Annotated in this window: 18 protein-coding genes; 15 read left to right on the forward strand and 3 right to left on the reverse strand. The window is 49.5% G+C overall.

What is annotated here, in order from left to right; translation table 11 throughout:
* Positions 1–75: 75 nt before the first annotated feature.
* A complete protein-coding gene (locus tag ACTHPG_RS00410) occupies positions 76–2,232 on the reverse strand; it encodes an alpha-amylase family glycosyl hydrolase (RefSeq protein WP_440387078.1) in 2,157 nt (718 codons plus the stop codon).
* Between the two features lie 446 nt (positions 2,233–2,678).
* Between ACTHPG_RS00410 and ACTHPG_RS00415 the strand changes: the two genes are divergently transcribed.
* Genes ACTHPG_RS00415 through ACTHPG_RS00425 form a run of 3 tightly spaced genes read left to right on the forward strand, consistent with a single transcriptional unit; the run spans position 2,679 to position 6,855 of the window.
* Entirely contained in the window at positions 2,679–4,058 is a 1,380-nt protein-coding gene (locus ACTHPG_RS00415) for an alpha/beta hydrolase (RefSeq protein ID WP_440387080.1), read from the forward strand.
* Entirely contained in the window at positions 4,055–5,473 is a 1,419-nt protein-coding gene (locus ACTHPG_RS00420) for a hypothetical protein (RefSeq protein ID WP_440387082.1), read from the forward strand. Before ACTHPG_RS00415 ends, ACTHPG_RS00420 begins: the two co-directional genes overlap by 4 nt.
* Positions 5,467–6,855 carry an ANL family adenylate-forming protein gene (locus tag ACTHPG_RS00425; RefSeq protein ID WP_440387083.1) on the forward strand — a complete coding sequence of 463 codons (1,389 nt, stop codon included), beginning with the start codon at positions 5,467–5,469 and terminating at the stop codon, positions 6,853–6,855. The genes ACTHPG_RS00420 and ACTHPG_RS00425 overlap by 7 nt, the downstream gene beginning before the upstream one ends.
* A 101-nt stretch (positions 6,856–6,956) precedes the next feature.
* Here the strand turns inward: ACTHPG_RS00425 and ACTHPG_RS00430 are convergent, their stop codons facing one another.
* Both ACTHPG_RS00430 and ACTHPG_RS00435 read right to left on the reverse strand, forming a co-directional pair.
* The gene (locus tag ACTHPG_RS00430; protein WP_440387085.1) at positions 6,957–8,729 is read right to left on the reverse strand and encodes an alpha-glycosidase; all 1,773 of its coding nucleotides are present in this window, start codon (positions 8,727–8,729) and stop codon (positions 6,957–6,959) included.
* Positions 8,730–8,990: 261 nt separating this feature from the next.
* Positions 8,991–9,569, reverse strand: coding sequence for a hypothetical protein (locus ACTHPG_RS00435; RefSeq protein ID WP_440387087.1), 579 nt, complete (start codon positions 9,567–9,569; stop codon positions 8,991–8,993).
* Between the two features lie 427 nt (positions 9,570–9,996).
* On the opposite strand from ACTHPG_RS00435, the gene ACTHPG_RS00440 reads away from it, so the two are divergent.
* The 12 genes from ACTHPG_RS00440 (at position 9,997) to ACTHPG_RS00495 (ending at position 26,214) form a co-directional block, all read left to right on the forward strand.
* Entirely contained in the window at positions 9,997–11,010 is a 1,014-nt protein-coding gene (locus ACTHPG_RS00440; RefSeq protein ID WP_440387089.1) for an ABC transporter substrate-binding protein, read from the forward strand.
* A gap of 98 nt (positions 11,011–11,108) precedes the next feature.
* Positions 11,109–12,122 (forward strand): FecCD family ABC transporter permease, encoded by a 1,014-nt coding sequence (locus ACTHPG_RS00445; RefSeq protein ID WP_440387091.1) that lies wholly within the window; start codon positions 11,109–11,111, stop codon positions 12,120–12,122.
* Positions 12,119–13,162 (forward strand): FecCD family ABC transporter permease, encoded by a 1,044-nt coding sequence (locus ACTHPG_RS00450; RefSeq protein ID WP_440387093.1) that lies wholly within the window; start codon positions 12,119–12,121, stop codon positions 13,160–13,162. The genes ACTHPG_RS00445 and ACTHPG_RS00450 overlap by 4 nt, the downstream gene beginning before the upstream one ends.
* Positions 13,163–13,175: 13 nt before the next feature.
* Complete coding sequence (locus ACTHPG_RS00455) at positions 13,176–13,997, forward strand: ABC transporter ATP-binding protein (protein WP_440387095.1); 822 nt, start codon at positions 13,176–13,178, stop codon at positions 13,995–13,997.
* 558 nt (positions 13,998–14,555) lie between these two features.
* On the forward strand, positions 14,556–15,581 hold the full coding sequence (locus tag ACTHPG_RS00460; RefSeq protein ID WP_440387096.1) for a hypothetical protein: 1,026 nt from the start codon (positions 14,556–14,558) through the stop codon (positions 15,579–15,581).
* A 157-nt stretch (positions 15,582–15,738) separates the two neighbouring features.
* Positions 15,739–17,094 (forward strand): diaminobutyrate--2-oxoglutarate transaminase, encoded by a 1,356-nt coding sequence (locus ACTHPG_RS00465; RefSeq protein WP_440387098.1) that lies wholly within the window; start codon positions 15,739–15,741, stop codon positions 17,092–17,094.
* Positions 17,088–18,521 (forward strand): MFS transporter, encoded by a 1,434-nt coding sequence (locus tag ACTHPG_RS00470; protein WP_440387100.1) that lies wholly within the window; start codon positions 17,088–17,090, stop codon positions 18,519–18,521. Before ACTHPG_RS00465 ends, ACTHPG_RS00470 begins: the two co-directional genes overlap by 7 nt.
* Positions 18,499–20,286 carry an IucA/IucC family protein gene (locus ACTHPG_RS00475; protein WP_440390058.1) on the forward strand — a complete coding sequence of 596 codons (1,788 nt, stop codon included), beginning with the start codon at positions 18,499–18,501 and terminating at the stop codon, positions 20,284–20,286. The genes ACTHPG_RS00470 and ACTHPG_RS00475 overlap by 23 nt, the downstream gene beginning before the upstream one ends.
* Positions 20,261–22,240: an IucA/IucC family protein gene (locus tag ACTHPG_RS00480; protein ID WP_440387102.1), complete on the forward strand. Its 1,980-nt coding sequence runs from the start codon at positions 20,261–20,263 to the stop codon at positions 22,238–22,240. The genes ACTHPG_RS00475 and ACTHPG_RS00480 overlap by 26 nt, the downstream gene beginning before the upstream one ends.
* Positions 22,237–23,013, forward strand: a complete 777-nt coding sequence (locus ACTHPG_RS00485) for an HpcH/HpaI aldolase family protein (RefSeq protein ID WP_440387103.1) — start codon at positions 22,237–22,239, stop codon at positions 23,011–23,013. The genes ACTHPG_RS00480 and ACTHPG_RS00485 overlap by 4 nt, the downstream gene beginning before the upstream one ends.
* On the forward strand, positions 23,010–24,407 hold the full coding sequence (locus ACTHPG_RS00490) for a type III PLP-dependent enzyme (RefSeq protein WP_440387105.1): 1,398 nt from the start codon (positions 23,010–23,012) through the stop codon (positions 24,405–24,407). Before ACTHPG_RS00485 ends, ACTHPG_RS00490 begins: the two co-directional genes overlap by 4 nt.
* Positions 24,367–26,214 carry an IucA/IucC family protein gene (locus tag ACTHPG_RS00495; RefSeq protein WP_440387107.1) on the forward strand — a complete coding sequence of 616 codons (1,848 nt, stop codon included), beginning with the start codon at positions 24,367–24,369 and terminating at the stop codon, positions 26,212–26,214. The genes ACTHPG_RS00490 and ACTHPG_RS00495 overlap by 41 nt, the downstream gene beginning before the upstream one ends.
* Positions 26,215–26,438: the final 224 nt, after the last annotated feature.

Below are 26,438 nucleotides of genomic sequence, written 5' to 3' on the forward strand. Positions count from 1 at the left end.
CCTGGCAAGGTACAGCAAAACCCGGAGCATACGCTGCGTTAGCGTAACTCCGGGTTACCTTGTGAACTGAATATTCTATTGCCAGTTTACATTTACAGTCGCTGTACCGCTGGTTGGCGTGGTGAATGTGTGGTTGGAACCACCTTCCCACGTAATGGTTGCCCCATTTTTCTTGAAGAATTTGAACTCCAGTTGTTTACCGGCAGGAACGCTCACATCATAGTACCAGGTTGGGTAGGCATGGATAACCTGATTGAAAGCAGGGCCAATAGCTGTCGTGCCGGTACTCCAGTTGCCCAGTTCTGCCACGTTACCTGTCAGATAGATGTTCTGACCCAGGGTGGTGGAAGCATTGTTAATGACGAATCGTACTGTGACCTGATCACCCGTAAGGATGGTGAAGTTGTTATACGCATTGCTGTTGACCCCATTCGCCGCTACTTTTACAGCGTAATTGCCTGCTGCAACAGCTGGGATGGTTACTTTGATTTGCGTATCTTCCCAGGATGTAATGGCCGCACCGGTAACGGCTGATGTACCGAAGTATACGGTGCCTTTGGTGGAACCGAATCCACGTCCGCTAATCGTAACAACATTACCCGGTTTGCCCATGACAGGACCCACGTGTCCGATGGTTGGTGTCGTTTCGCTCGTCGTATATTGCCATACCGCGGTTGCTCCGGCAGCCAACGTGAATGAAGAGACGGTACCATTGGTGGAAGTGATGTTATTGCCGTTAAGTGCGCCGCCAAGTACATCGGTGTAGTTGCCTGTTGGCAGTGAAGTGCTCAGATTGGCAATGCTTGCTGGTGTGGAGAGATTACGGTTCACCGCAACAACAGCTACACTTTTGCCGAATTTGCGTTCATAGATATACACATCATTATTGATCCAGCGTTGCTGAGTGGAGCCGTAGGCAATCGCCGGATTGGATTTGCGAAGAGGCGCCAGCTTGCTGATGACGTTGAAGGCCGTCGTTGTTTTGGAGAAAGAAGGCATTTTGGCCCGATTATCGGGGTCCCCGTTACCTGTCAGATACTGTTCGGTACCATAGTAGATGGCGGGTACGCCGCGTGAAGTCAGTGTGAAGGCCAGCGCCTGTTCCAGACGACGGTTGTTGACCGCACTTGTTTTGAACCGATCCATATCATGGTTGTCGATGAACGTGACCTGGTCATTCACCTGATTGTAATCTGCCGCTGTCCCCGTAATCATCGAATCGAGAGCATACATATTGGATGTATTATCCCGGAAGACGTTCCGTACGGCAGAGTTAAAGCGGAAATCAAGCAGACTCATGCCGGATTCGTTGGCAAATTCCGTGTTATCCGCATCGGATGCAGCAGACCCCAGGAACCATTCACCGAAGGTGAATACAGGTTTATGTGCATAGATGGAAGACATCCAGCTCTTTTGCCAGCCGAGAGGCATATGTTTCACCGCATCAACACGAATGCCGTCCACGCCCATATCCAGCCATAGCTTGATTGCATCCTTGAAATATTGATCAATAGTACTGTTATTGTGATTCAGGTCTGCCAGGTCATAGAGGTTTTTGTAGATACCATTCTCCAGGGAGGAAAAATCGGAACCGCCGTTGTGATGGAAGTAGCCATTCGTATCATTCGTGTATCCGCCAACCAGATTGCCGTTATCGTACAATTTTCCATTCTCTGCAAAGGACGTATCGGTTTCCATGGCAGGAGAAGTATGGTTCGGTGCAAAGTCAATTACGATCTTGATGCCTTTGGCATGAGCCGTTGTAATCAGATTTTGAAAGTCAGCCATCGTTCCAAAATACGGATTGGTTTTCTTGAAATCCCGTGCCCAGTAGCCATGATAAGCTGTGTTGATTACGCCGCCATAGTTGATCGTGGCGAAGATATTCTCAACCGGCTGGGAGATCCACAATGCCGTAACGCCCAGATCGCTGAAATAGTTATCGTTGATTTTGTTGATCAGACCCTGCCAGTCGCCTCCGCAATATAACTTCAGATTACTGCAAGTTGCATCGTAGGCAGCTCCAGTGGGATTGTTGGAAGGATTGCCGTCCAGGAAGCGGTCCGTAAAGATCTGATAGATGACGTCTGTACTGAAGTTCTGCTTGTTGGTAACCGCGGTATCCGCATCGGCATAGATCGCTGAAGCAGGCAGATAGGGAAGTGCGCCCCCTGCAAGTAAACTGAGGGTCAGTGTTGTGCTGAGGAGTACGCGTTTGGCCATTTGAAACATAGTAATCCACCCTTCTCGTGAATGTAGTAGTTTAGATAAACAACCAACCTGGCTCATGAATAATAGCGCTTTCAATACAATGGAATGATACGCAGTGGACTGAGACTTCCCTCCTTTTGACACGCCAACAACCCCGGCATCTCCTTCGGGAGTTACCGGGGTTGTCCTAAACCGCTCTGGTTTAAAAGCATGGCCCTCGAGTTATGATCACAACGCTATCGTAAGAAATATTGGATCTTATGTCAATAACTTTTTTGAGAGCATTTATTTTCTATTTTTATGTTTACAAAAGCATGTCCGGGGATTTAAACTATTCGCAGATTCACAATATAAGGGCTATGTATCCCGGGACACTTACATGTGTTCTGGGACAACCCCGTCTCTTCTGAGGCGGGGTTATTTGTATTATGCAATCGAATCGGGAGAAGAGAGGCGGTTGATGATCGTTGAGTACCCATTCTGTCATTGAATGTTTGGAAGGCATTCAGGCATCACGGCTGGGCAATATTCGCAATATTTATGTGTATCTCCCTTCAGGTTACCAAGAGCAGACAGACCGGCATTATCCTGTGCTGTACGTTCATGCTGGTCAGCGGGCTTTTGGTCCATCCGGGTCAGGCAATGAAACATGGAATATGGATCAGGCAGCGGACGGTCTCATTGCCTCCGGGCAGATCGAACCGCTGATTATCGTCGGCATTGCGCATGTCCGTCCGGTTACAGACAACGAATTTTACCACTTCATCGCACCTGAGAGGGAGGCCGTGCGTGTGGGTTGCTCAGGCATGGCCTATGAGCATTTCATCATTCATGAACTCAAGCCGATCATTGATCTTCGTTACCGGACGTTGCCGGACAAGGAGAATACCGGGCTATTGGGCTCATCAGCCGCAGCACTTTGTACATTGCACATGGGGATGCGACATCCGGATGTTTTTGGAAAATTGATCATGATGTCGCCATTCTATACGGATGTGCAGCTCGACGAAACATCGGAAAGCGGACTGTTGGAAGCAGACATGTATCGCTTGCCAGAGAACATACCTAGTGTTCGAATGTGGATGGATATCGGGGATATGGAAGGTTTGTTTTTGCCATCCCAGGTCAGAAGGGTAGCTCATCAATTGCTTGAACGCGGAGCCACATCGGGTGAGGAGTTGGCATTTCTGGAACAGCAGGGTGCCTGTCATCAGGAAGGTGACTGGGGAGCACGCGTTCATCTCCCATTACAATACATGTTCGGCCATGTTGGTAAACCCATCTCGCTCCAACTGCTTGGAAGGAATGTCATCGGACTACAGGGTGGAATGACCGTGTGTATCAATGCACAAATGCACTACGAGAACGGATTGGTTCAGAGTCTGTTGCATGGAAATTATACTTCAAGTGCCCCGGATGTAATCCAGGTTCGTTCGAGCGGAGAGCTGGTGCCAGTCGGTATTGGAAGTGCATCCATTACGCTGACTGTAGGTGAACTGACAACTACACGCATCTATACGGTCATTCCTGAATTGTCTGCGCACGTAGAGGTCTGCATTCATGCAGAGGTAGCTCCCGACGAAGATTCGGAGGAAACGATCTATGGTGGCATGGGCATGAAGCTTGTCCGTTCCGGTAAAGGTCGATATGAAGGGTGTTACCGAATCCCGCGGGATAGTGGGTTCTCCTTCCGATTTACACGTGGTTTCCGTCGTTTCGAGACCGATATGGACGGCCATCCTATTGCCAATCGGGTATTTCGAGCAACAGATGATATGTCTGTGCATTATCTAATCCAATCCTGGGGCAGGATGTCTGCCAAAATGGGAACAGGAGGCCCAAAATGATCATTCACTCATTCGCTCCAGTACTGGACATTCCCTATTATTATCCCTGTAATTTCCCTTTGATTCATGAAGTGCTCCATCGACAAGGGTCCATCACAAGTCTGGCACTGCTGGCCGCAAGTCGCTTGTACTGCCTCCCTTCGTGCGGAGATAACGGATTCGTGAAACCTTACTTTCACAAGCTGGATTACGTAGAACCCATCTGGGAGATGTATGGTCAGCAGGAGCTGGGCAGCTTCGAGGAGGGGCAGACGCGGATCCGGCAGCATATCGGCGAAGGTGGGCTTTTTTTGGCTACTGGAACCAGTTATCATCTGCCTTATTGTGAGGATTATCAGAATCCCGAATACATTCGCAAACACGTGAAGCAAGGCTCCCGTCTGCATCTGGTAGACCATTGGATTGCCGTGTACGGTCTGGAAGATGAGCATGTTTACGTCTATGATCCCGTGCCCTCCAAGTACAAGGGGAAGGTTGCCCATGGGGCCTTTCATGATTTCTGGAAAGGAAATCAAAGCATCCCCGAGCTTGCTCAGGCGAAGCGCAAAGAAAAACTCCGAACGTTCGGCACCATGGACATTCGGGCGACGGTGAAGCTTGACTCTGCCGGGTACCGAGACATGTTGACGCAGGCATTAACAACGCAGATTGAAGAATTTCTGGCTGGCCGGACAATTACACAAGGAGAGCGGAATTACCATTTTGGACATGCGGTGTCTCTGCAACTGTTACATGCATTGCATGAGGCGAATGAAGGGGAGCAATTCAATGAGATGCTGATATCCGGTCTGCTGTTTGATATGCGATGGAGCCGGTATTTTCTTCGAGATCTTCTTCAGGAGTCCGCCTTATGGCTCGGTTCTCCACTTGATCAATATGCGAGAGAATTCAGCGACATCATTGCACGGTGGGAGAAGGCCTACAATATGCTTCAGGTCAGCCGGATGAAGCATCGTGAGCACTGGAAAGTACAGCTGACAGGTGTCATTAAAATGCTGGTCATGGATGAATGGCACTGGTATGAGTCGCTTCGACAGTCCATACCTCAGGCAGATTGCTTCCAACGTCAGACCGTGTCAATGATTGGACAAGAACACAGGGAGGCACTGCTTCGTATCGTGCTGGACAGCTGCAGGGAGTTAAATGCATACCATAATACATCGATTCCGCTTGGTGAGGGTGGTAACGCTCCGCTATACGGACGAAATGGGCAGCTGGATTCGCTGGAACTCGTGTCATTGCTTGCTGTGGTGGAGCAGGGAATCGAAGATCGATGGGGTATGGGAATGGGAGCTGCTCTGTCGGAGATAGCTGCTGCTTCCATGCCGGAAAGTCCCTATCAGACTGTAGGCTCACTTGTCGATTATCTCGCACAGCAATGGTCGCCTGCCGGTGAGGAGGATGCCAGATGTTGAACCAATTTTTGCTTGAACGATTCGCGGAACAGGGACAGCATCCTGCACTGATCTGGAAGGACCGGGAGTACAGCTACCGTTGGCTGCTGGAACAGATTGGGATCATGACTGAGTGGATAACGGCAGAAGGGCTGACTGGACAGCTCGTAACGCTGGAAGAAGACTATTCCCCTTATGCCGCGGCAGCATTGATTGCTCTGCTCGGACAAGGCTGCATTGTGCTTCCCATGGATCGGTACCTGGTTGAAGCCAAACGACAGGAATATATGAAGCTGGCACAGGTGAAATGGCGTTTGGGCGTTGAAGAAGGCAAGTTGCGCATTCGGCAAACGTGGGAATGCTCCGGAGAGATTCCGGTGTTGTTATCCACGCTGGCACAGGAGGGCGTAGGTGGACTGGTACTCTTCTCATCCGGATCAACCGGTATGAGTAAAGCGACCGTGCATCGTGCAGATCGGCTGTTACATCGTTTTCGGAGACAGATTCGGCCCTTGCGAACGATTCCATTCATGATGTTTGATCATATCGGCGGTGTGAATACAATGCTGCAATCCCTGTCGAGTGGGGGATGTTTGTGTATCATTGCGGATCGCTCTCCTGAAGAAGTGTGCCGGACAATAGAGAAGTTTCGTGTGCAGGCACTGCCTGTCTCCCCGACATTCATGAATCTGTTGCTGCTGGGGAGAAATGATGAAGGGTATGATCTGTCGAGTCTCGAAGTGGTGTCATACGGATCGGAAGTGATGCCTGAATCTGTTTTGGCAGCCTGGAACCGCAGATTTCCACAGATCAGGACGATACAAGCCTATGGCATGTCTGAATTGGGCATTCTGCCAACCCGCTCCAAAGAACCAGGCTCGTTGCTATTTTCCATTCAAGATGAAGGGATCAAATATCGGGTGGTGGAGGGAGAATTGCAGATTCATACCGAAACCGCGATGATTGGGTATCTGAATGCACCCTCACCTTTCACAGAAGATGGGTGGCTGCGAACAGGCGATGAAGCTGTGCTTGAGCAGGGGTACATTCGTATTCTGGGACGTCGTTCGGAGATCATTAATGTGGGGGGACGGAAGGTGTATCCTGCCGAGGTCGAGGGGGTTCTGGAAGAGCTGGAATGTATTGAAGCGGCCGTCGTTTCGGGAGAGCAGAGTGGCATCACCGGTCAGAGGGTGAAGGTAACCGTGCGGCTGGCTGCCGAGTGTACTCTTACAGATCTGAGACGGTCCATCTGGGAATATTGTCGGGATAAGCTGCCTTCCTACAAAATACCTCAGAAAATCGTAATTACACAGGGAGAACTCGTAAGTTCGAGAATGAAGAAAATCCGTAAACCGACTTCCCCGCTGCCATTCGCCTCGGCTGAGAAATTGGTTCGTTAGAATATGACGTATAAGATGTAGGAAAGGCTGTCCCCCGGTCGTCAATATGACCTGTAGGACAGCCTTTTTTGAGGTTTTTTCCCTTGTTAGCTGTATTTATATCAGGCCTCAGCTGGTTGTTTTACCTCAAGTTGCAGGAGGGAGAATCCGTATGCTTCCAGCTCGAGGGTCAGTTTGTTTTGTCTAGCTTCCACGACGTTTGATGTATACAGATTTCGCCAGACGTTACGTTCTGCCAAAGGGAGTTCAAGGGTGCATGGCTCATCACCTGCATTCAGCACAAGAAGCATGCGTTCACCCGTATGGGAATCCAATCGTTCGATGGCCAGGCAAGGATCTCCGGCTTTGGCATATACAATCTTCAGTTCCGTGCTACGCAGTGCCGGGTGCTGTTTGCGAAGGGCGATGCTATGGGTGAAGAATTCCAGAAGTTCACGGTTCTGCTTGGTCTCATCCCATTCCATACACTTGCGGCAACCCGGATCATATCCCCCGTCAAGCCCCACTTCGTCTCCATAATAAATACATGGCACACCTGGATACGTAAGCAGCAACGTAACGGCAAGTTTCATCTTGCGCTCGTCTCCATCACACAAGGTCAGCAGTCTGGGTGTATCATGACTTCCGAGCAGATTGAAGGCAGCTTCAGTAACCGTTTGTGAATAGGCTGCAAGCAGCTTGCCGATCTCATTGGCAAATCCGAGTCCGTCGAGCTTTCCGTTCACGGTGTAGTCCAATACCGAATTGGTAAACGGATAATTCATCACGGCATCGAATTGGTCTCCCTGTAGCCACATAAGCGAATCATGCCAGATCTCACCGAGCAGATACACATCAGGTTTGATGGCTTTTACCGTCTGACGGAATTCACGCCAGAACTGATGATCGACCTCATTGGCCACATCGAGCCTCCATCCGTCAATGTCCATCTCCTCGATCCAAAACCGTCCTACCTCCAGCAGATATGCCTTCACTTCAGGGTGTTCCGTATTCAGCTTTGGCATAAGCGGTTCAAAGGCAAAAGTATCATAAGTGGGTATGCCATCCTCCACACGTGGCGGCCAATCTTTGATATAGAACCAGTCTGCGTAGGGGGAAGCGGCTCCATTCTTCATGACATCGACAAAAGGAGGGAACTCTCTGCCGGAATGATTGAATACCGCATCCAGAACGACACGTATGCCACGCTGATGACAGGCATCCACGAAGGTCTTGAACTGCTCATTGGTCCCAAAATGAGGGTCAACCTTCATGTAATCGCCTGTATTGTATTTGTGATTCGTAGTGGCCTCGAACAGTGGACAGAAGTAGATGGCATTGATGCCCAGCTGGCTGATGTGATCCAGGTGATCAAGCACACCTTGCAGATCGCCGCCGAAGAAGTTCACCGGGGTGGGTTCTCCTCCCCAAGGTTCAGCATTGTTGGGACTGATGGAGGGGTCACCATTCGCATAACGTTCCGGGAATATCTGATAAAACACGGCGTCCTTCACCCAGGCAGGCGGTTCAAAAATGTCGACCGGATTCATAAATGGAAAATCAAAAAATTCAAGTGGATGATCAGGGAGCGCCTGCTCGAATCCGCGCTCCGTCATCCAGACCGATTCCTCACCCTGAATCAGTTGGAAGCCATAACGTAATCTGCGATAGGGAGGTGAAGTCTCGGCTTCCCAATAATCGAACATTTCATCCCGGGCAAAGATGTGCATAGGGATATGTGTAATGGTCCGATCCCAGGCATATTTGTCCCCGGTAATGGCGATCACGGCATCCAGATCCCCGCGTTTGGACCGAAGTCGCAGATGCATGGTCGAGCGATCATAAGCATAAGACCAATTGAGTTTGGGGCGATGGTAAATGGCTTCAAGAATCATGTAAATCACTCCTCGTCAGATGATAAAATTCAGATCAATCCGGCTATAAACGCAAAAAAGGCACAACCTCTATTGTTCACGAGGTTGTACCTTTCGGCAGCATAGCCTTTTGATTATAGTGCTATTATACGAAGTAAATCAGCAAAAGAAAACACTTTTTTTCCTTAAATTTCAAAATCATTTTATTTTGAAACGTAGCATCTTTTGCTTCATATCCCCGTTAAGGGATCAGTATCATCGCATACCTGAAGTTATTGATTTTTAGAAATCATATCCGAGATTATTGGCGTAGGCAGACAGTTCTTTTTGATACTTCTCGATATTTTTCTTGCCGGCAGCAATTTTGGCGTTGGCTTGTTTCAGGACAGCGCTGTTTACCGTTGTTTTGGAGACCGCTTTTTTGGCGAGTTGGAATCCTTCGAGCTGTGTATAGCTACCTTTGATCAGGCTAGCATGGATTTTTTTCAACTCTGCATTTTGCGGTTTAATCAATTTCAGCTTGGATACATATTTGGTGTAGTTAGGAATCGCAGTGTTGGTCAGTTTCAGAAACACGGACTTGCGATTGGAAGATGTAATGTAAAATCCACCTCCCAGTGCATTGAAAGCTTTCTCCTCATATACTGCTGCGAGATCCAATTGATCCAGGTAGTTCAGGAAATCTTCTTCTTCAACTGTAGGTAAAGGCTCTTGTTCTGACGTGTCAACTTCAATGTATTCGTCTTCCGAATATGTAGTGGTTGAGTCATCCGCAGCAGCGGCATAAGACCCTGCAGGTGCGAACACTCCGCCGAGCAAAACAAAACTCATAATGATTGATAGTACCCATGATTTCTTCACGTGTTAATATCCCCTATCTATAGATGTGGTTTTATTCCAATGGATAATCTAACATAGTACGACAAGAAATTACAGGAATTGTTTTACAGTGAAACCCTTGGTTGAATATATGTGAATGAATAATAATTCACCCGTGGTTATGGAGATGTATTAGATGAAGCTAAAAGTAAGAAGAGGTTGATACATGTTTAGATCGTAAGAATAAATTTACATATATGGTTTTTGGTAAAAGCGGATTGTATCGATATATATTATATAGATTCAGCTTATATGTATGTATTTAATGTTGTTTTGAGAAGTTATGTGGTTCGATAAATCGTGATATTTTTTTCCAAATAAAATGCTTGTATAATGGATTCTTCTCCATTACAATACAATTGATAATGAGATTCAATATCATTTAGGGGGAAAAGGGGAGACGGGTTACATGTATAAAGTAAAGAAAAAGCTATACATTTATGCAGCACTTATTCTGATGATTTCGCTACTTGCTGGTTGCGCTTCGAGTGGAAGTGCCGAGACAACGAATACGTCCAGCCAAGCTGCAAGCAGCAATGAGGGCAATAATGAAAGTGATGCCACTGCCAGTGCGACTGAAGATCAGACCAGAGTGATCAAACATGCCATGGGCGAAACGACAATAAAGGGAACTCCGCAAAAGATTGTTACCCTGTTTCAGGGGGCGAATGATGTAGTTGTTGCATTGGGCGTAAAACCGACAGGCGTGGTTGAATCATGGGTTCAGCAGCCAGTCTATGAATATCTGAGAGCGGATCTGGACGGCGTTCCACAAGTAGGACAGGAACCCCAGCCCAATCTGGAAGAGATCAACAAGTTGAAACCGGACTTGATTATTGCCACGAAGATCAGACATGAAGAGATCTATGAACAACTGTCTCAGATCGCACCAACGGTAGTCACGGAGACCCTGTTTGACTGGAAAGAGACGGTGAAAATAGCTGGTGAAGCGATGAATATGGTTGAACAATCGGATAAACTGTTATCGGATTGGGATGTGCGTGTAGCCGATTTCAAAGAAAAAATGGGTGATCGTCTGCCAATTGAAGCAACCATTACGAACTTCAGAGCTGATCAGGTCCGTATTTTCTATATGGGATACGCAGGTAAAATTCTGAATGAACTTGGGTTTACCAGACCTGCTGGACATGATGCAGATACATGGGGTGTAGAATTGACTTCCAAAGAGAACATTCCGGATATGAATGCGGACATGATCTTTAACTTCAATTCAGGCACCGAGACCGATGCGATTCAGAAAAATTATGATGATTGGACCAGCAGTCCACTGTGGAAGAATCTTGATGCAGTCAAGAATAACCAACTGTTTCAGGTGGATGAAGTGGCCTGGAATATGGCAGGTGGATATACATCGGCCAACATGATGCTGGACGATCTATATAAGCAGTTCAACCTGAACTAATTAAACAGGAGCAGGACCTGCCGTGCACCAGGACATTCGTTAACGAAGTGTATGGGCAGGCAGGTCCTTTTTCATTTTACAGATGAAAGAGTGAGAATATGTTTCCCCTTTTTACGAAGGCAAGCGCCAAGGTCTATGGGCTGGCTGGTTTATTCATATTACTTCTAATTGCTTGCACAGCCAGTATGATTCTGGGTCGCACGCATATCACATTTCAGATGGCATGGGATGCGCTGCAATTCTATGACGATAGCTCCGTGGAACATGTGGTGCTCCTCACGGAGCGATTGCCACGTACCATTATTGCTGCTGTCGTTGGTGCAAGTTTGGCTGTGGCGGGTGGACTGATGCAGGCATTAACACGTAACCCGCTTGCATCACCAAGTGTGTTCGGAATCAATGCAGGTGCGATCTTTTTTATTGTCATTGCTATCGTAGTATTGTCCGTATCCTCGCTGACTACCATGATGTGGTTTGGTTTTGCCGGAGCTGCGGTTGCCGCGGCGATTGTGTATGCGCTGGGTTCCCTCGGTCGTGATGGCCTGACACCGATCAAAATTGTACTGGCAGGGACCGCAATCTCGGCGTTGTTTGCCTCGTTCACACAGGCCATTCTGGTGCTGGATGGAACCGGATTGCAGGATGTACTGTTCTGGCTTGCCGGTTCAGTTAGCGGGCGGACATTGGATATGTTATATCCCGTTCTGCCGTACATGACAGCCGCAGCCATCGTCTCTCTGTTCATGGGCAGAGCGATCAATCTGTTGTTGACGGGTGACGATATCGCCAAAGGCATGGGACAGAACGTACTTCTGGTCAAGGTGCTCATGGGCGTTGTTACCGTATTGCTGGCGGGTGGTTCAGTTGCCGTAGCCGGTTCAATCGGTCTTGTCGGTCTGGTTGTTCCTCATATCATGCGTGCACTGGTGGGCAATGATTACCGCTGGCTCGTTCCTTACTCTATTGTCGGGGGAGCCATTCTGCTGCTGTCCGCAGATGTGGTGGCTAGACTGGTAATCATGCCGCAGGAAGTTCCACTCGGTGTCATGACTGCGTTGATTGGCGGACCATTCTTCGTGTACATCGCCCGCAAGGGGGTGACGAAGATATGAGGAAGATGTTGACGTTCCGCAACAAAAAAGACACCGTCTCGGTGCAAATGGAACGAAAATCACTGGCTGTCATCGGCATATGTATTCTTCTGTTCCTGGTGGCTGGAGTAGTCGGTACCAGTGTGGGCAGTGACTTTATTTCTCCGCTTGATGTGATCAGAACGATGTTGGGCTTGAATGAAGGGGAGCATGACTTCGTCGTGCTGACCTTAAGACTGCCACGGGTATTATTGTCCCTGCTCGTAGGTGCAGCGCTCGGTATGTCAGGCGCGCTGCTGCAAGGCATTATCCGTAATCCGCTGGCCTCACCGGATGTCATCGGTATCACTGGCGGTGCAGCTGTTGCGGCTGTAGGGTTTGTTACGTTGCTGGGAGGAGCGGTGAGCATCAAGCTTTTGCCGCTGTTTGCCATTGTTGGTGCGCTTCTGACGGCATTGATCATCTACGTACTTGCCTGGAAAAAGGGCATCAGTCCGATTCGCTTGGTGTTAATCGGTATTGGAGTGTCAGCTATCACCGGGGCCGGAACGACCTTTATGCTGATCCTGAGTCCGTTCTACACGGCAGGTCAAGCCTATATCTGGCTCACAGGAAGTGTGTACGGAGCATCATGGACCGATGTTCGAACCATACTGCCGGTTATTGTGATTGTTGTACCGCTGGCGATCTGGTTTGCCCGCAGCCTGAATGCACAGGAGTTCGGGGATGACTTGGCCACAGGGCTGGGTGTAACGGTACAGTGGCATCGTTCTGCATTGCTGTTATGCAGTGTACTGCTTGCGGGAATCGCTGTGGCGGTGGCCGGAACCATTGGGTTTGTTGGCCTGATTGCTCCACATATTGCCCGGAAGCTGGTCGGTCGGATGTTTGGCAGCATGCTGATCGTGTCCGGACTGGTTGGAGCTCTGCTTGTATTTGCCGCAGATCTCATAGCCCGTACGGCCTTTCTACCGCTTGACGTTCCCGCAGGGGTATTCACCGCAGGCATAGGCGCACCATTTTTCCTGTATTTGTTGTTCAAGAATCGAAATCAGTTTTGAGGAGGAGAGGGCTGTGAGTATTCTGGAAGCCAAGGAGCTTACGATCTCCTATGGAGCAGATCCCATTATTGAAAATTTGAACTTGACCATTCCCCAGGGACAGATTACCGTCCTGATTGGCAGCAACGGTTGCGGCAAATCTACGCTGCTGCGTACGATGGCCCGGTTGCTGAAATCCAGCTCCGGTTCCGTGCTGCTGGATGGTGAAGAGATTGCGAAGCTGCCAACCAAGGAGATTTCAAGACGCATGTCCATCCTGCCACAGGGTCCGACTGCGCCGGAAGGCCTGACGGTGAATCAACTGGTTAAGCAAGGACGTTATCCGCATCAAACGTGGCTGAAACAATGGTCACGAGAGGATGAGCGTATGGTCAAGCTGGCACTTGAGTCCACGCATCTGACTGAACTTGCGGATCGTCCTGTAGATGCCTTGTCCGGTGGACAACGTCAGCGTGCCTGGATTGCGATGACCCTCGCGCAAGGCGCCGAAACGCTGCTGCTGGATGAACCAACAACCTATCTGGATATGACACATCAGATTGATATCCTCGATCTGTTGTTTGAGCTGAATGAACGGGAAGGACGCACGATTGTCATGGTACTTCATGATCTGAATCTGGCATGTCGCTATGCGCATCACATTGTGGCTGTTCACAACAAGTCCATCTACGCGGAAGGTAAACCGGAAGACATCGTTACGCAGGAGATGGTCCGTAAGGTCTTCCAGATGGAGTGTGAGATTGCGGTCGATCCACTGTTCGGCACACCGACATGTATTCCACATGGAAGGGGCAGGAAGCTGAATGGAGAACAGCGTTACACTCAGCTGGCTTGAAGCAATAAGTTTTCCACGATGTGCACAACTATTACCTCAGAAATTACTGAATCATCCACATTAACGCCAGTGCATGATCATGCAGATCACAAATTAGGCAAGCTATTGGTTAAACCATGCCCAATGCTTGCCCGGTTTGTTGTGCCTACACGCGATAAAAGTAAAACTACATCGACTTAAAACCTACAGTTGAATCTAATCTTATTTTCCCTTAAAAGTTTATTATTGACAGCATGTCTTGAATTGCCATAAAATAGATTTTGTGTGATAGTGATAATCATTATCATTATCAATATTTAATAACAATAAAAATTGATGTAAGTATGAGCAATATAAGTTTAATTCAAATTTCATACGTTAACGGAGGGGGCAGAACAGATCTGAAGAAGCGCAGTGTGCGCCTTTATCCCCGGATTTTCCCTTGAGAAAAGGAAATAAAAAAATCTGGGGAGATAACAGCGATCGGAAGATGGTTCTGACCACGCAGTGGTTTCGTGGAAAAACAGTATTCAACTTATATAGGAGCGAGTACTTTCATTCGATCGAGGAGGATTTTCAGTGTTTCCGAAAGGGATTCATAATCTGCAAAACCGACTCATTATAAGCAAAGCGAAAGAAATGGGCATCCCCTGTGAGCCCCTTCTTGAGGGATGCGAGGATTTTCTGAAGCTGGCAGTAGGGGATAAGCAGATCATCATTAACAAAACCAGATCTCATCGTCTGCCGTTAATCGCTGGATTGCTCGCGAAGAATAAGCAGGCATGTAATAGGTTGTTGCATGAACAGGGTATGCCTGTACCGTCATTTATCGTAATCCCGGAGATGGGAAGTGAAGCAGCAGATTTTCTGGAAAGGCATGGCTCCATTGTCGTGAAACCGCTGGATGCAAGCAGCAGCATGGGCGTGACGCTGGATGTGCGTACCCAAGATGAACTGGAGGCAGCCATTCAGCGTGCGAGTGTCCATGGCAGCAGCATTATGCTGCAGCAATATGTGATCGGAATCGATTACAGAGTGCTGATTATTAACGGTGAAGTGGCAGCTGTGAACCAGTATCGCCCTGTCTATGTCGAGGGAGACGGAACTTCAACCGTTCGGGCGTTAATCGAGCAGTTGAATCAGGAACGAATCGAGATGACGTTCATTGGCGAGTATGAAGCTTTTCCCCAGGTTGATGCAGAGGCTGAACGTCTCTTGGAGGTGTTGTGTGCACAAGGGATCACACTGGATGAAGTACCTGCTGATGGTAAAGAAATCGAGCTGTATGATCTTCGTAACTCTGCCGCCGGAAAAATTAGTGAATTCTACAAGGATTGTACCGGGATCATTCATCCCGAGAATGTCCGAATGATCATTCAGGCGGCCAATACGCTCCAGATCGATGTAGCAGGCGTCGATGTTCGTTGTCGAGATATCCGTACTCCGATCTCGGGAGATCAGGGGGGCATTTTGGAAGTGAACGCATTGCCAGATCTGACACATCACGTCTTTCCCCATGGTGGAACAACTCGTGACGTGGTTCGGTTATACCTACAATACCTATGTGAGGAACAATTCAATTATAAGTCTTATAACAACGTGTAAATGACAGTTTGTAATATGTGACAGATGACGAAATCATCATGTACAATTCTGAACCAATCATGATGTATAACAACATACCATGTCATTTGCAAATGAAGAATGGGAATTACAGGCAGCAGGTTCAGCCTGAATCGATTATAAGGAGCGTTAAAGGGCTATGTCAGTAGAAGTGCAGACGGAATATCTGAAGTTGCAAAATGAGAAGGAATCCAATGCAAGATCGTACCCCCGACATTTCCCGCTTGTCATTAGCAAAGCCCTGGGTGTGAAGATTACCGATACGGAAGGCCGCGTATTCTACGATTGTCTGGCTGGTGCAGGAACATTGGCGCTGGGGCATAACCATGACACGGTGGTCAACGCCATTCGCGATGTCCTGGATCAACAGATTCCGCTACATACACTGGATTTGGCAACGCCGCTGAAGCTTTCATATATGCAAGAACTGTTCTCCATTCTTCCAGCAGAGATGCGGGATAAAGCCAAAATCCAGTTCTGTGGCCCAACGGGGGCTGATGCAGTAGAAGCTGCCATTAAGCTGGTCAAACATGCAACAGGTGGCAAATCCATTCTCGCTTTTCAAGGCGGTTATCACGGTTCGACCCAAGCGACGATGTCGATGAGTGGCAACCTGAGCAAGAAACAGCATCTGCAAAGCCTGCTACCCGATGTGCATTTCCTGCCGTTTCCTTATGAATACCGCTGCCCCTTTGGTGTTGGTGAGGGCATGACCGCGCGATTAAGTGCACAGTATATCGAGAATTTGCTCGACGATTGCGAGAGTGGTATAGCCGCACCATGCGGGGTCATTGTGGAGACAGTGCAGGGCGAAGGCGGGGCAATTCCGGCGGATCTCGAATGGTTAAGGGAGCTACGCAGAATCACGGCAGAGCGAGGCATCCCACTCATTATTGACGAAGTGCAGACCGGCATTGGACGGACAGGACGCATGTTTTCATTCGAACATGCCGGAATTGTACCCGATGTAATCATCTGCTCCAAAGCAGTGGGAGGAAGCCTGCCGATGTCTGTTGTCATCTACCGGGAAGAGCTGGATCAATGGCAGCCTGGTGCACACACAGGCACGTTCCGTGGCAATCAGCTGGCCATGGCAGCGGGACTTGCGACACTTCGCTATATTCGGGAACAGGATGTTCTGCACAACGTGCAGCTACGCAGTGAACAGTTCATGGGTCAACTCAATGCGTTGAAAGAACGGTATGCAGAGATTGGTGATGTGCGAGGAAGAGGGTTGATGATTGGCGTTGAGGTGGTTGATCCGGCAGGACGCAAGGATCGTCTGGGACACTATCTCCCTAATGGTACGCTGGCAGAGTCAATTCAATGTGAATGTTTCAAGAATGGATTAATCGTGGAACTGGGCGGGCGTCATTCAGCGGTTGTTCGTTTCCTGCCGCCGCTGAATATTACGGAACAGGAATCGGGCGCGATCCTTGCGATCTTTGAGAAATCAGTAGCGGAAGCAATTGCCCTAGCAACGGCTGCATGCTGAAGCTATCGCTGATGAAGAGGCATGCCGTATTACTCGCTATTCTGCTCGGTGCTTTTTCGCTGGTGCTGACCAACAGTGCATTTAACCTGCTGCTGCCTTATTTTGTGCAATATTATCAGATCTCTACGACAGCAGGCGGATGGATCATCGCCCTGTACATGCTGGCCATGACGTTAACGATGCCGCTTGCTTCCCTGATCGTGGACCGATTGGGCCGTAAGCAGACGTATATGCTGGGCATCACCATCTATGGCGTGTTCTCGGTGGCAGGTGCACTGTTTTATCACTCTATTGAGGTACTATTACTGGTCCGTTTCATGCATGGGGTTGCCGCCGGGCTGATGATTCCGTTATCGCTTGTACTGCTGTTTGATGTATATGGACCAGAGGTGCGAGGGCGAATTACCGGCGCGTGGGGATTGCTGCTTATGCTGGCTCCAGCAGCCGGACCAACGCTGGGCGGCTTCATCATCCAGTATGGACGGCTGGAAATGCTGTTCTGGCTTAATGTGCCGCTGGCTGTATTCTCGTTCATCGGGTGCGGTCGAGTCATTCGAACTTATATTCCTGCCCGCAGGAAAAAATGGCATCCATCCAGTGTCATGCTGCTGATCTGTGCGGTAGGTGCCCTTAGTCTGGGCGTACAGTTGTATGCGAGTCCTGTTGTAGCGGTATGGGCACCTTGGTTGCTGATTGCGCTTGGTGTGGTGTTACTTATACGTTTTGTCCAGACCGAGAACGGTCGCAAGGAACCACTGATCCGGTACCATCTGCTGCGGCGTAATGCCGTCTTTCCACTGACTGTGCTGATCTCGACCATTCAGGATTGTGTCATGTTTGGCGTGATTTTTGCGTTGCCGTTATTGTTCCAGGATGTCTTCCACCTGTCGCCGGCCCTGTCCGGTGCGCTGTTCATTCCCTTGTCGATCTGCACCAGTCTGTTCATGTGGATTGGCGGCAGTTTGCTGGATCGTGGTCGGTCCGTCCATTTTATTGCATGGGGCACATTGCTGGTGTCCATATCAATCCTGTCATTTGCCGTTCTGCCGATGGGAGCATCGATCTGGATCATCGGTATGCTCATGGCGTGCCGGGGAGTTGGGGTTGGTCTGTCAGGCATGAGTATATCTGCTATTGGCCTGCAAGCGTTACCAGAGGAAGACATGCATGAAGGCTCGGTGTTATCAACCACGATTGAGCGGCTGGCTTCTTCGTTTGCGGTGATGGGCATGACCCTGTATTACGATATGCGCTGGCAATGGCTTGCCGGGGCAGGAATGTCCATGGAGATGGCAAAATGGGGAGCGCTCAAAGAGATCTGCATCGGCCTTGGCTGCGCAATACTGCTTACACTTCCCCTGGTCCTACTTATAACCCGAAAGAAGGTTGGCATCATTGTTCGAGATGGAAAACAAGCTCCGATCTGAGGTGCAGCAGCAGGCTCATGAACATTCGTGCAAGCTGCTGCTGAACTGTTACATCCGTGAGCTTGCGCTAGAGAAGAAAAGTGATATTCGGATCAATCCGAATACGCTGATGTACGCTGTTGCTTTTCAAGCCAGCGGGGTGACACTTACGGGACAACTATCCTATTACTCTGCCATGGGGGAGCATGAATACCTCAGCATGGAATCCGGGGGGGAAGCTGTCCATTATCGCGATCTGGTTCGCTGGATCATATGTGAGCTAAGTGGGGATGAGTCACAGGAAGCGAGTTCGGATCAACATGGAATGCCGAAGAGTGCGATGGAAATGAAGCGTTCACTTGAGGCGGAGAATGTACATCCATTGAATGGGAATACGGGTCGTCTAGAGACGGCTTATGCCAGAGATTTTGCTCAAAAGGTAGATAACAGTGTGGGCAACCTGACGTTGTATATCGAACAAGCAGCCGGTCTCGATATCCATGATTATCGCACATCGGAACAGTCACTGTTATATGGCCATCCGTTCCATCCATTTCCGAAGAACTCCAAAGGTTTCAGTGAGCAGGATGTTCAGAAGTACAGTCCGGAGCTACGCACATCGTTTCAACTCTGTTATATCGCGGTGAGACAGGACGTCTACGTGCAGGAATGGGTGGATGACGAGGCGGTAATGGATTTGCATGATCTTCTGCGGAGCCATGTGGAGCCAATGTTAAAAGAAAAAAGTGAAATGTATGGGCTGCTGCCCGTCCATCCATGGCAATACACGTACATATCACAGTTGACCGAGATACAGCACTATATTCGAGATGGAAAATTAATTCTGCTCGGCAGTGCGGGGCCAACCGTTTATCCAACATCTTCAGTCCGTACGGTGTATGTTCCCGCATGGAACTGCAATATCAAGTTGTCACTGAACATGCAGATTACCAACATGATTCGAACCAATAGTGCAGAGCAGATGCGCAGAACACTGGATGCCTCCGCATACGTCAGGCAACATGATTGCTTCGGTGCTGAACTGAATACTCATATTGCATATGAGACTGGTGTAGCGACCTGTGCTTTTGATGATGAAGAGTTGACGAGCCTGTTGACGATAGCTTATCGGCCCATTGAGTTTGATATCGAGAATACGTATGTTTTGTCCAGTTTGGTTGAGGCCCCCCTTCCAGGGATGCAGTCGCGACTGATGACGATGCTCGGTGGTGGACGTGACATCGCCGAGCGTTGGATGGATCGTTATCTGGCATGTTCACTGTTGCCGATTGTACGGGCGGCGGGTGAGAAAGGCATTCATTTTGAAGCTCATCTGCAGAATACCCTTGTGACCTTGAAGGATGGGTTGCCTGTGGATTTTATCGTCCGCGATCTGGAAGGGGTTAGTGTGGATGAGGAACTTATCCGTGAGAAGGATCGCGGTGCGTCGGATTTGTTATTTTATTCGCGAGAAAAAGCCTGGGCGCGGACATCGTACTATTTTATCGTCAATCATCTGGGGTCTCTGATTCATGTCCTGGCGCGTGATGTGAACGTTCCGGAGGCGCATTTCTGGAAGCGGGTGCGTGAGGTACTTGTGGAGGAACTGGGACGAACGGGCAATGAATATGTACAGCATCTGCTGACAACGGAAGCATTCCTGGCCAAGCAAAATCTGGTGAGTTGTCTAAGGGGTATCAGCCAGACTCCGGCTTATGTGCCGGTGAGTAATCCAATGAAACGAATAGGGAGTGAAGTGCGTGGGAGTCGTGGGATACAGGGCTGAAGCAGGCGGTAGGACAGAAGCAGTCTACGTGGATGTACAGGAACGGATCATGCGGCAGACGTTGGAGGCGATGTGGTTCGAAGGTATCTTGGACAGTGATGTACGTGGGAGTGAATGGCGAACCAGTGGCCTTACATCCTCAGGCGATTCTGTGGCGTACACGTGTGAAGCGGAGCGGAAGTTTTCATTTGGCCGGGTGAAGGTGAAGAAGGGTTCGATTCAAAGGGAAGGGGTTCGCTGCACCGATCTGGATCTGTTTTTGGAGGAGATCGTGCTGAATTCATTGAAGGGTGCGAATGTGACGGCTTTTATCCAGGAACTGCTCGAAACGATGGCCAAGGACAGTCAGTGCCGGACAATATTGCCCCCGAACATTCCAAGTGAAGATCGGCATTATGACGCGCTCGAAAGTCACATGACCGACGGTCATCTGTACCACCCGAGTTACAAGTCGAGACTGGGATTTTCTCTGAAAGACAATCTCGCTTACGGCCCTGAGTTTAACTCAGAAGTTGCATTAGTCTGGGTGGCTGTGAAAAAAGAATTCGCTCAGACCGCTGTATCCGCGGGCTATAGTTCTGAAGAATTGGTGGGGCAGCATCTCACCGTGGAGGACATGAAGCAATTTCATCAGATTCTGCAACAACAAGGTCGAAGGGACGTTGGTGAGACCGCCAACGCATATGCGGCGAGTGCAGATCAGCTTGGGAGCAGTGCCGAGGTTGGTGAAATAACAGCTGTTCAAGATAGCTTAATAGGCTCTAGCGTTGGCAGCAAAGGCAGCAAGGTGGATGGGGAATTAGCTTCTGGCCCTAATGAATCATATGTGTTCATTCCGGTTCATCCATGGCAGTGGGAGCATCAGTTGGAATCGGTATATGCCCGTCAATTGATGGATGGAGATATTGTGTATCTCGGTCCATCGTCTTCGCCCTATCGTGCGCAGCAGTCCATCCGTTCACTATCAAACCGGGTGAATTCGGAAGCACCCTACATTAAGCTGGCCCTCAGCATTACCAATACGTCAAGCACACGTATTCTGGCACAGCATACGACCCAGAACGCACCGCTAATCAGCGACTGGCTGGATGAACTGGTTCGTCAAGATGAGCTGTTGCAGCAGGTGCAGTTTGGCATTTTGAAAGAAATCATGGGACTGTCATTCCGTTATGAGCAGTTGCCTGCAACGCAATATGGACGGGCCTACGGCACATTTGGTGCGATCTGGCGGGAGAATGTATCGGTTCATCTGAAGCAAGGCGAGACGGCGTGGCCGCTGAATGCACTGATGTTGGTACAACCGGATGGCGTTTCATTTATTCAGGACGCTGTAGAACGACATGGTGTGGAAAAGTGGAGCGAGGCCCTGATTCGCACGGTTACACTGCCGATTATTCATCTGCTCTATGCACACGGGATTGCGCTGGAATCTCATGCTCAGAATATCATTTTGGTACTGGAAGACGATCTGCCGAAACGAATGTTGATTAAGGATCTGCATGATGGTGTTCGCTATGTACCGGATCAACTGTTACACCCGGAACAGGCACCGAAGCTGAACCCCGAGCCCGAAACTCATCGCAAGTTCAATCGGTATTCCTTCATCTATGCGGGAGATGTGTCGGAAGTTCGTGACTATACGTATGATGCGTTCTTTTTTATCTGCATGACAGATATTGCGTTGACTTTGGAGAAATTCGGGTTGTCGGAGGAAGCCTTCTGGCAGCTGTGTGCAGGTGTAACTGTGGATTATCAGCGTGAGCACCCGGAGTACGAGGAGCGGTTCGTTGCATTTGACCTTTTTGCCGAAGATGCACTGATCGAAGAGATGACCAAGCGCCGTCTGTATGGGGATGGAGAGTTATATTTCCGCAAGGCGATTAATCCGCTTAAAGTATCGAAGGATGCACTTGAATCCAAAGGATCGCTTGAATCAAAGGGTATCGTGGAATGAGAATCAACACGCTGAAGGAAAAAATCGCACGTAAAGAGCCAGTCTATGGTCTTTTTGTATCCATACCACACCCGGTGATCATCGAGATGATCGGGCATGCGGAATATGATTTTGTCATCATTGATCTGGAACATGCCGCAACATCGATGGAGTCGGTAGAAGAGTTGATCCGGGCGGCGGAACTGGCAGGGTTAACCCCGCTGGTTCGGATTTCGAAAGTGGAGCGAGCGGAGATTCTGAAAGTGCTGGATTGTGGGGCACAAGGCATCGTCATTCCACATGTGGAGCGACTGGAGCAGGTGGAGGAAGCAGTTCGTCATGCCTACTATCATCCGGTCGGCATGCGGAGCTTGAACAGCGGCCGTCCTGGTGTATTCGGGAAATATCCGCTCACGGGATACATTGGGGAAGCGAACGAACAAGTGATGATTGTCCCCATGATTGAAAGTGCAGAGGGCGTCCGGCAAAGTGCAGAGATTTTGTCTCATCCTCAGGTGAGTTTTGTATTGGAAGGGGCGGCGGATCTGTCGCAATCCCTCGGCGTGCCATGGCAGACCGAGCACCCGGATGTGAGACAGGCGCTGGATGAGTTGTACATTACTGCGAAGCAGTGTGAAGTACCTTATGCAACGGTCGCTAGAGGTGTAGAAGACATGACGCTTTGGGCTGAGCGGGGAGTACATATATACGTGCTGGGTGATGATCGAAATACGGCTTTTCGGGCATATATCCAAAAACGGAATGACTACAGGAATGCGGGTGGGCAGATATGAAACCAAGTGTATGGCAGGCGATCAATGAACTTCAACGAGGGATGGAAGACCCGGTATGTGCGTATGTCTATGATCTGGCTGGCATGCAGGAACAGGTACGTCAGATGTTGGGCAGCATGCCTGGAAACACACAGTTGTTCTATGCGATCAAGGCGAATCCTGATCCGCGAATCATTGAGGCGTTGCTTCCTTTTGTGAAGGGCTTTGAAGTGGCTTCCATTGGAGAGTTGCTCAAGGTAAGGGCTGTAAGTCGGGAGGTTCCGATTCTGTTCGGCGGTCCGGGGAAAAAGGAGAGCGAGCTGAAACTGGCAATTGAGCAAGGCGTGAGTTATATCCATGTGGAGAGTCTGCTGGAGCTGCGGCGCATCATTGCAATTGCGAAGGAGCGAGCGATGGATCAAGAGCAAGAGCATGTGCAGGAGAGCACGCAGAAGCAAGAATGGGAGCAGGCTTACGAGGGCAAGCACATGCGAGGGCAGGAGCAGGTACATGAGGACAAGCATGAGCATAACCATGAGCATTACGACGGTCAAGCTCAGGAGGTTCGCATTCTGCTCCGAATTAATCTGCGAAGCAGTACGTTACCCCGGACGAAGATTGTCATGGGCGGCGGACCAAGTCCTTTTGGAATCGACGAAGAGGCAGTGGAAGAAGCGATCGAACTTATTCGTGTGGAAGGCGCGGGTGTGGTTCGGTTGAGCGGGTTCCATTTTCACTCTTTGTCCAACAATATGGACGCCAGACTGCACGCCGAGATGATTGAGCTGTATTTGCAAAAGGTAGAGCAGTGGCAGCACCAGTATGATCTTCCTGTGGAAGTGGTGAATGCAGGAGGAGGATTCGGGGTGACGTATGATGGAAGTCCCGGATTCGATTGGTCGCTGTTTACTTCCCTGCTTGAACAAAGTGAAGCCAGACAACGCCTTGTCACAAGTGGAGGCGAGTTGTATTTTGAATCGGGCCGACTGCTTGTGGCAGACCATGGGTATTATGCCGCAGAGGTTACGGATCTCAAAACTTCTCATGATCAGCATTTTGCCGTGTTAAGAGGAGGTACGCACCACAATCGTTTACCTGCTTCATGGGGTCATAACCACCCGTTTCAGATTATGGCGACGGAGCGTTGGAAGCATTCATTTGCGAGGCCAGAGGTAAGGGATCATCGAGTCCATATCGTAGGGGAGTTATGCACACCCAAGGATCGCATGCATTCCGATGCGGCGATAACACTATTGCGCGTTGGAGACATCGTTTTGTTTGAAAAGTCTGGAGCTTATTGCTGGACCATCTCGCATCATGATTTTCTGGGGCATCCGCACCCGGCATTCCATTATCTAACGGAGGACAATGATCATGTCAACATTGATGAAGCGTTCCAGTCTGCAAGCCGCTGAACGCCGGATTATGGCGGATCTGATGAATTCATTCTTGTCGGAGCAATTGCTTCCACTGAAGAGTCATCCATTCATTGAATTTGCCACGGCACCTGCACCGTTCCGGCGAATGTATAAGGAATATGATAGCGTAGAGCATGATCAGAAGGGTGCTTCTCAGTTTAGATTGCATACGCAAGCCGTACTGTGTCTGGTTGAAGCAGGAGTAAGGCAGGGGATTCAGTGGGTTCAGGGTTCACCCATCTACGAGGAGAAGGCAGATGGAAGCTGGGTTCTTCTTGATTCTCCGGCAGAGGTTGCACGTGCGGTGTTACAGAAGGCTTTGTCGGATGAAGCCTATGCACAGCCCGGAGTGGCAGAATTCCGGTCTAGTCTGGATATTGCTGTCGAGCAGTTGGCTCTGGGCTGGGAACAAGTCCAGTATCTGTCCGCCAACGTTCCGGCATCTGCCTATGAGTGGTTTATCAAAGGTGAACGTGTTGCTGCATTGCGGGATCGTCCATTCCACCCATCGTCCAAAGCCAAGGTGGGATTCAATGCAGAGGATGTAACACAGTATGCAGCGGAATTCGGGAAGGCGATTGCGCTGTGCTGGGTCGCTATCCGTCTGGATGTCGTGCAGCAAGGGTGTGAAGATGGGTTGTCCATTTTGGACGTGTTAGACCATGTTCAGCGCGGGATGGTGGAAGCCGAGTTTGCCCGAAAAGGAATCACGTTAAACGAATACCTGCCGATGCCTGTTCATCCGTGGCAATTACAGCATGTGATACTGCCCCGTTTCAATGAAGAGATCGAAGCAGGCAGCATTATCGTATTGGATATAGAAGTGGGCGACGTACAGGCCACATCCTCTCTACGCTCGATGGCTCCATCAACCGAATCTGCCCTCATGCTCAAGCTACCCGTTAGTGTGCTGTCACTGGGGGCTGCTCGCTATCTTCCAGTAGTCAAATTGCTAAATGGTCTTGTGGGAGAACGGATGTTAAGACAGGCCGTTGCCTGTGACGAGACATTGAAGGACAAGGTGTATATGTGCGAAGAGCAGAACTGGTGGGGCTTCATGCAAGAATCCATGGGACTGTTCGATGATCATCCCCGGCATCTGGCTGCACAGATTCGTGTGTATCCTCCTGAATTGTTGGATGAATCCTACAAAGTCATCCCCATGGCAGCACTCGGTGTGAATCTGGATGGACATCATCTATTAACGGAGATTCTGGGAGATGACCTTAGCAGTACGGACGTGGTGGAATTCTATACGAGTATAGCTACGACGTTCTATGATATCGTGATGCGTCTGTTCAAGGTGGGTGTTGTACCTGAGATTCATGGTCAGAACTGCTGTCTGGTGTTACGGGATAATCAGGTAAAAGGTCTATTGTTCCGCGATCATGATTCCGTGCGTCTGCATCAGCCTTATCTGGACAAACATGGCATTGCAGACCCTGCCTATCATATTCGACCTGGCTACTCGAACAGTCTGTATAACGAGACGATCCAGAAGCTGATCTTTTATGTTCAGTCGCTCGGGACGCAGGTGAATCTGGCTGCGATCATGGAGGCACTTAGCGAGGTGTATCACATCCCGGAAACGAAGTTATGGGAGATCACGGAGCAGGCCTGGAAGGAAGCGCTGGCACAGGTGCAGCTTCCTGAATTCGACCGGGCCGCGCTCGCTCATGCGATATTCGAGAGCAAGGAGTGGCCCGTGAAGTTAGTTGTCCGTCCGCTGCTTGAAGCGGATGGGGTGCCTGGCGCGATGCCATCGGGCAAAGGCATAGGGTGGAACCCTTTTTACAAGGGATAGAGGTTGATTAGTTAGTATAGGAGTGTAGAGAGAAGCGTGGCGGGATAAGGGATAGATCTGGAACAGAGAGGGTGACCCGTTTGACGGGTTGCCTTTTTGGCTTGTTGTCATTGAGAGTTGAAATGCTGGAGGGGTAAAACGTTCATCAATCTGGCTAAAAAAACTTATGAAATGGGGGTACAGGAAAGAGACTGATGGTATAATCGGGTTATGTGTTATAGTCA

Source organism: Paenibacillus sp. SAF-068 (assembly GCF_051967555.1).
GTDB lineage: Bacteria > Bacillota > Bacilli > Paenibacillales > Paenibacillaceae > Paenibacillus.

Excerpts from the sequence above, each read along its gene's own strand:
- ACTHPG_RS00410 (WP_440387078.1), bottom strand. The coding sequence starts at position 2,232 with ATGTTTCAAATGGCCAAACGCGTACTCCTCAGCACAACACTGACCCTC.
- ACTHPG_RS00420 (WP_440387082.1), top strand. The coding sequence starts at position 4,055 with ATGATCATTCACTCATTCGCTCCAGTACTGGACATTCCCTATTATTAT.
- ACTHPG_RS00425 (WP_440387083.1), top strand. The coding sequence starts at position 5,467 with ATGTTGAACCAATTTTTGCTTGAACGATTCGCGGAACAGGGACAGCAT.
- ACTHPG_RS00430 (WP_440387085.1), bottom strand. The coding sequence starts at position 8,729 with ATGATTCTTGAAGCCATTTACCATCGCCCCAAACTCAATTGGTCTTAT.
- ACTHPG_RS00440 (WP_440387089.1), top strand. The coding sequence starts at position 9,997 with ATGTATAAAGTAAAGAAAAAGCTATACATTTATGCAGCACTTATTCTG.
- ACTHPG_RS00445 (WP_440387091.1), top strand. The coding sequence starts at position 11,109 with ATGTTTCCCCTTTTTACGAAGGCAAGCGCCAAGGTCTATGGGCTGGCT.
- ACTHPG_RS00450 (WP_440387093.1), top strand. The coding sequence starts at position 12,119 with ATGAGGAAGATGTTGACGTTCCGCAACAAAAAAGACACCGTCTCGGTG.
- ACTHPG_RS00465 (WP_440387098.1), top strand. The coding sequence starts at position 15,739 with ATGTCAGTAGAAGTGCAGACGGAATATCTGAAGTTGCAAAATGAGAAG.
- ACTHPG_RS00470 (WP_440387100.1), top strand. The coding sequence starts at position 17,088 with ATGCTGAAGCTATCGCTGATGAAGAGGCATGCCGTATTACTCGCTATT.
- ACTHPG_RS00475 (WP_440390058.1), top strand. The coding sequence starts at position 18,499 with ATGGAAAACAAGCTCCGATCTGAGGTGCAGCAGCAGGCTCATGAACAT.
- ACTHPG_RS00485 (WP_440387103.1), top strand. The coding sequence starts at position 22,237 with ATGAGAATCAACACGCTGAAGGAAAAAATCGCACGTAAAGAGCCAGTC.
- ACTHPG_RS00490 (WP_440387105.1), top strand. The coding sequence starts at position 23,010 with ATGAAACCAAGTGTATGGCAGGCGATCAATGAACTTCAACGAGGGATG.
- ACTHPG_RS00495 (WP_440387107.1), top strand. The coding sequence starts at position 24,367 with ATGTCAACATTGATGAAGCGTTCCAGTCTGCAAGCCGCTGAACGCCGG.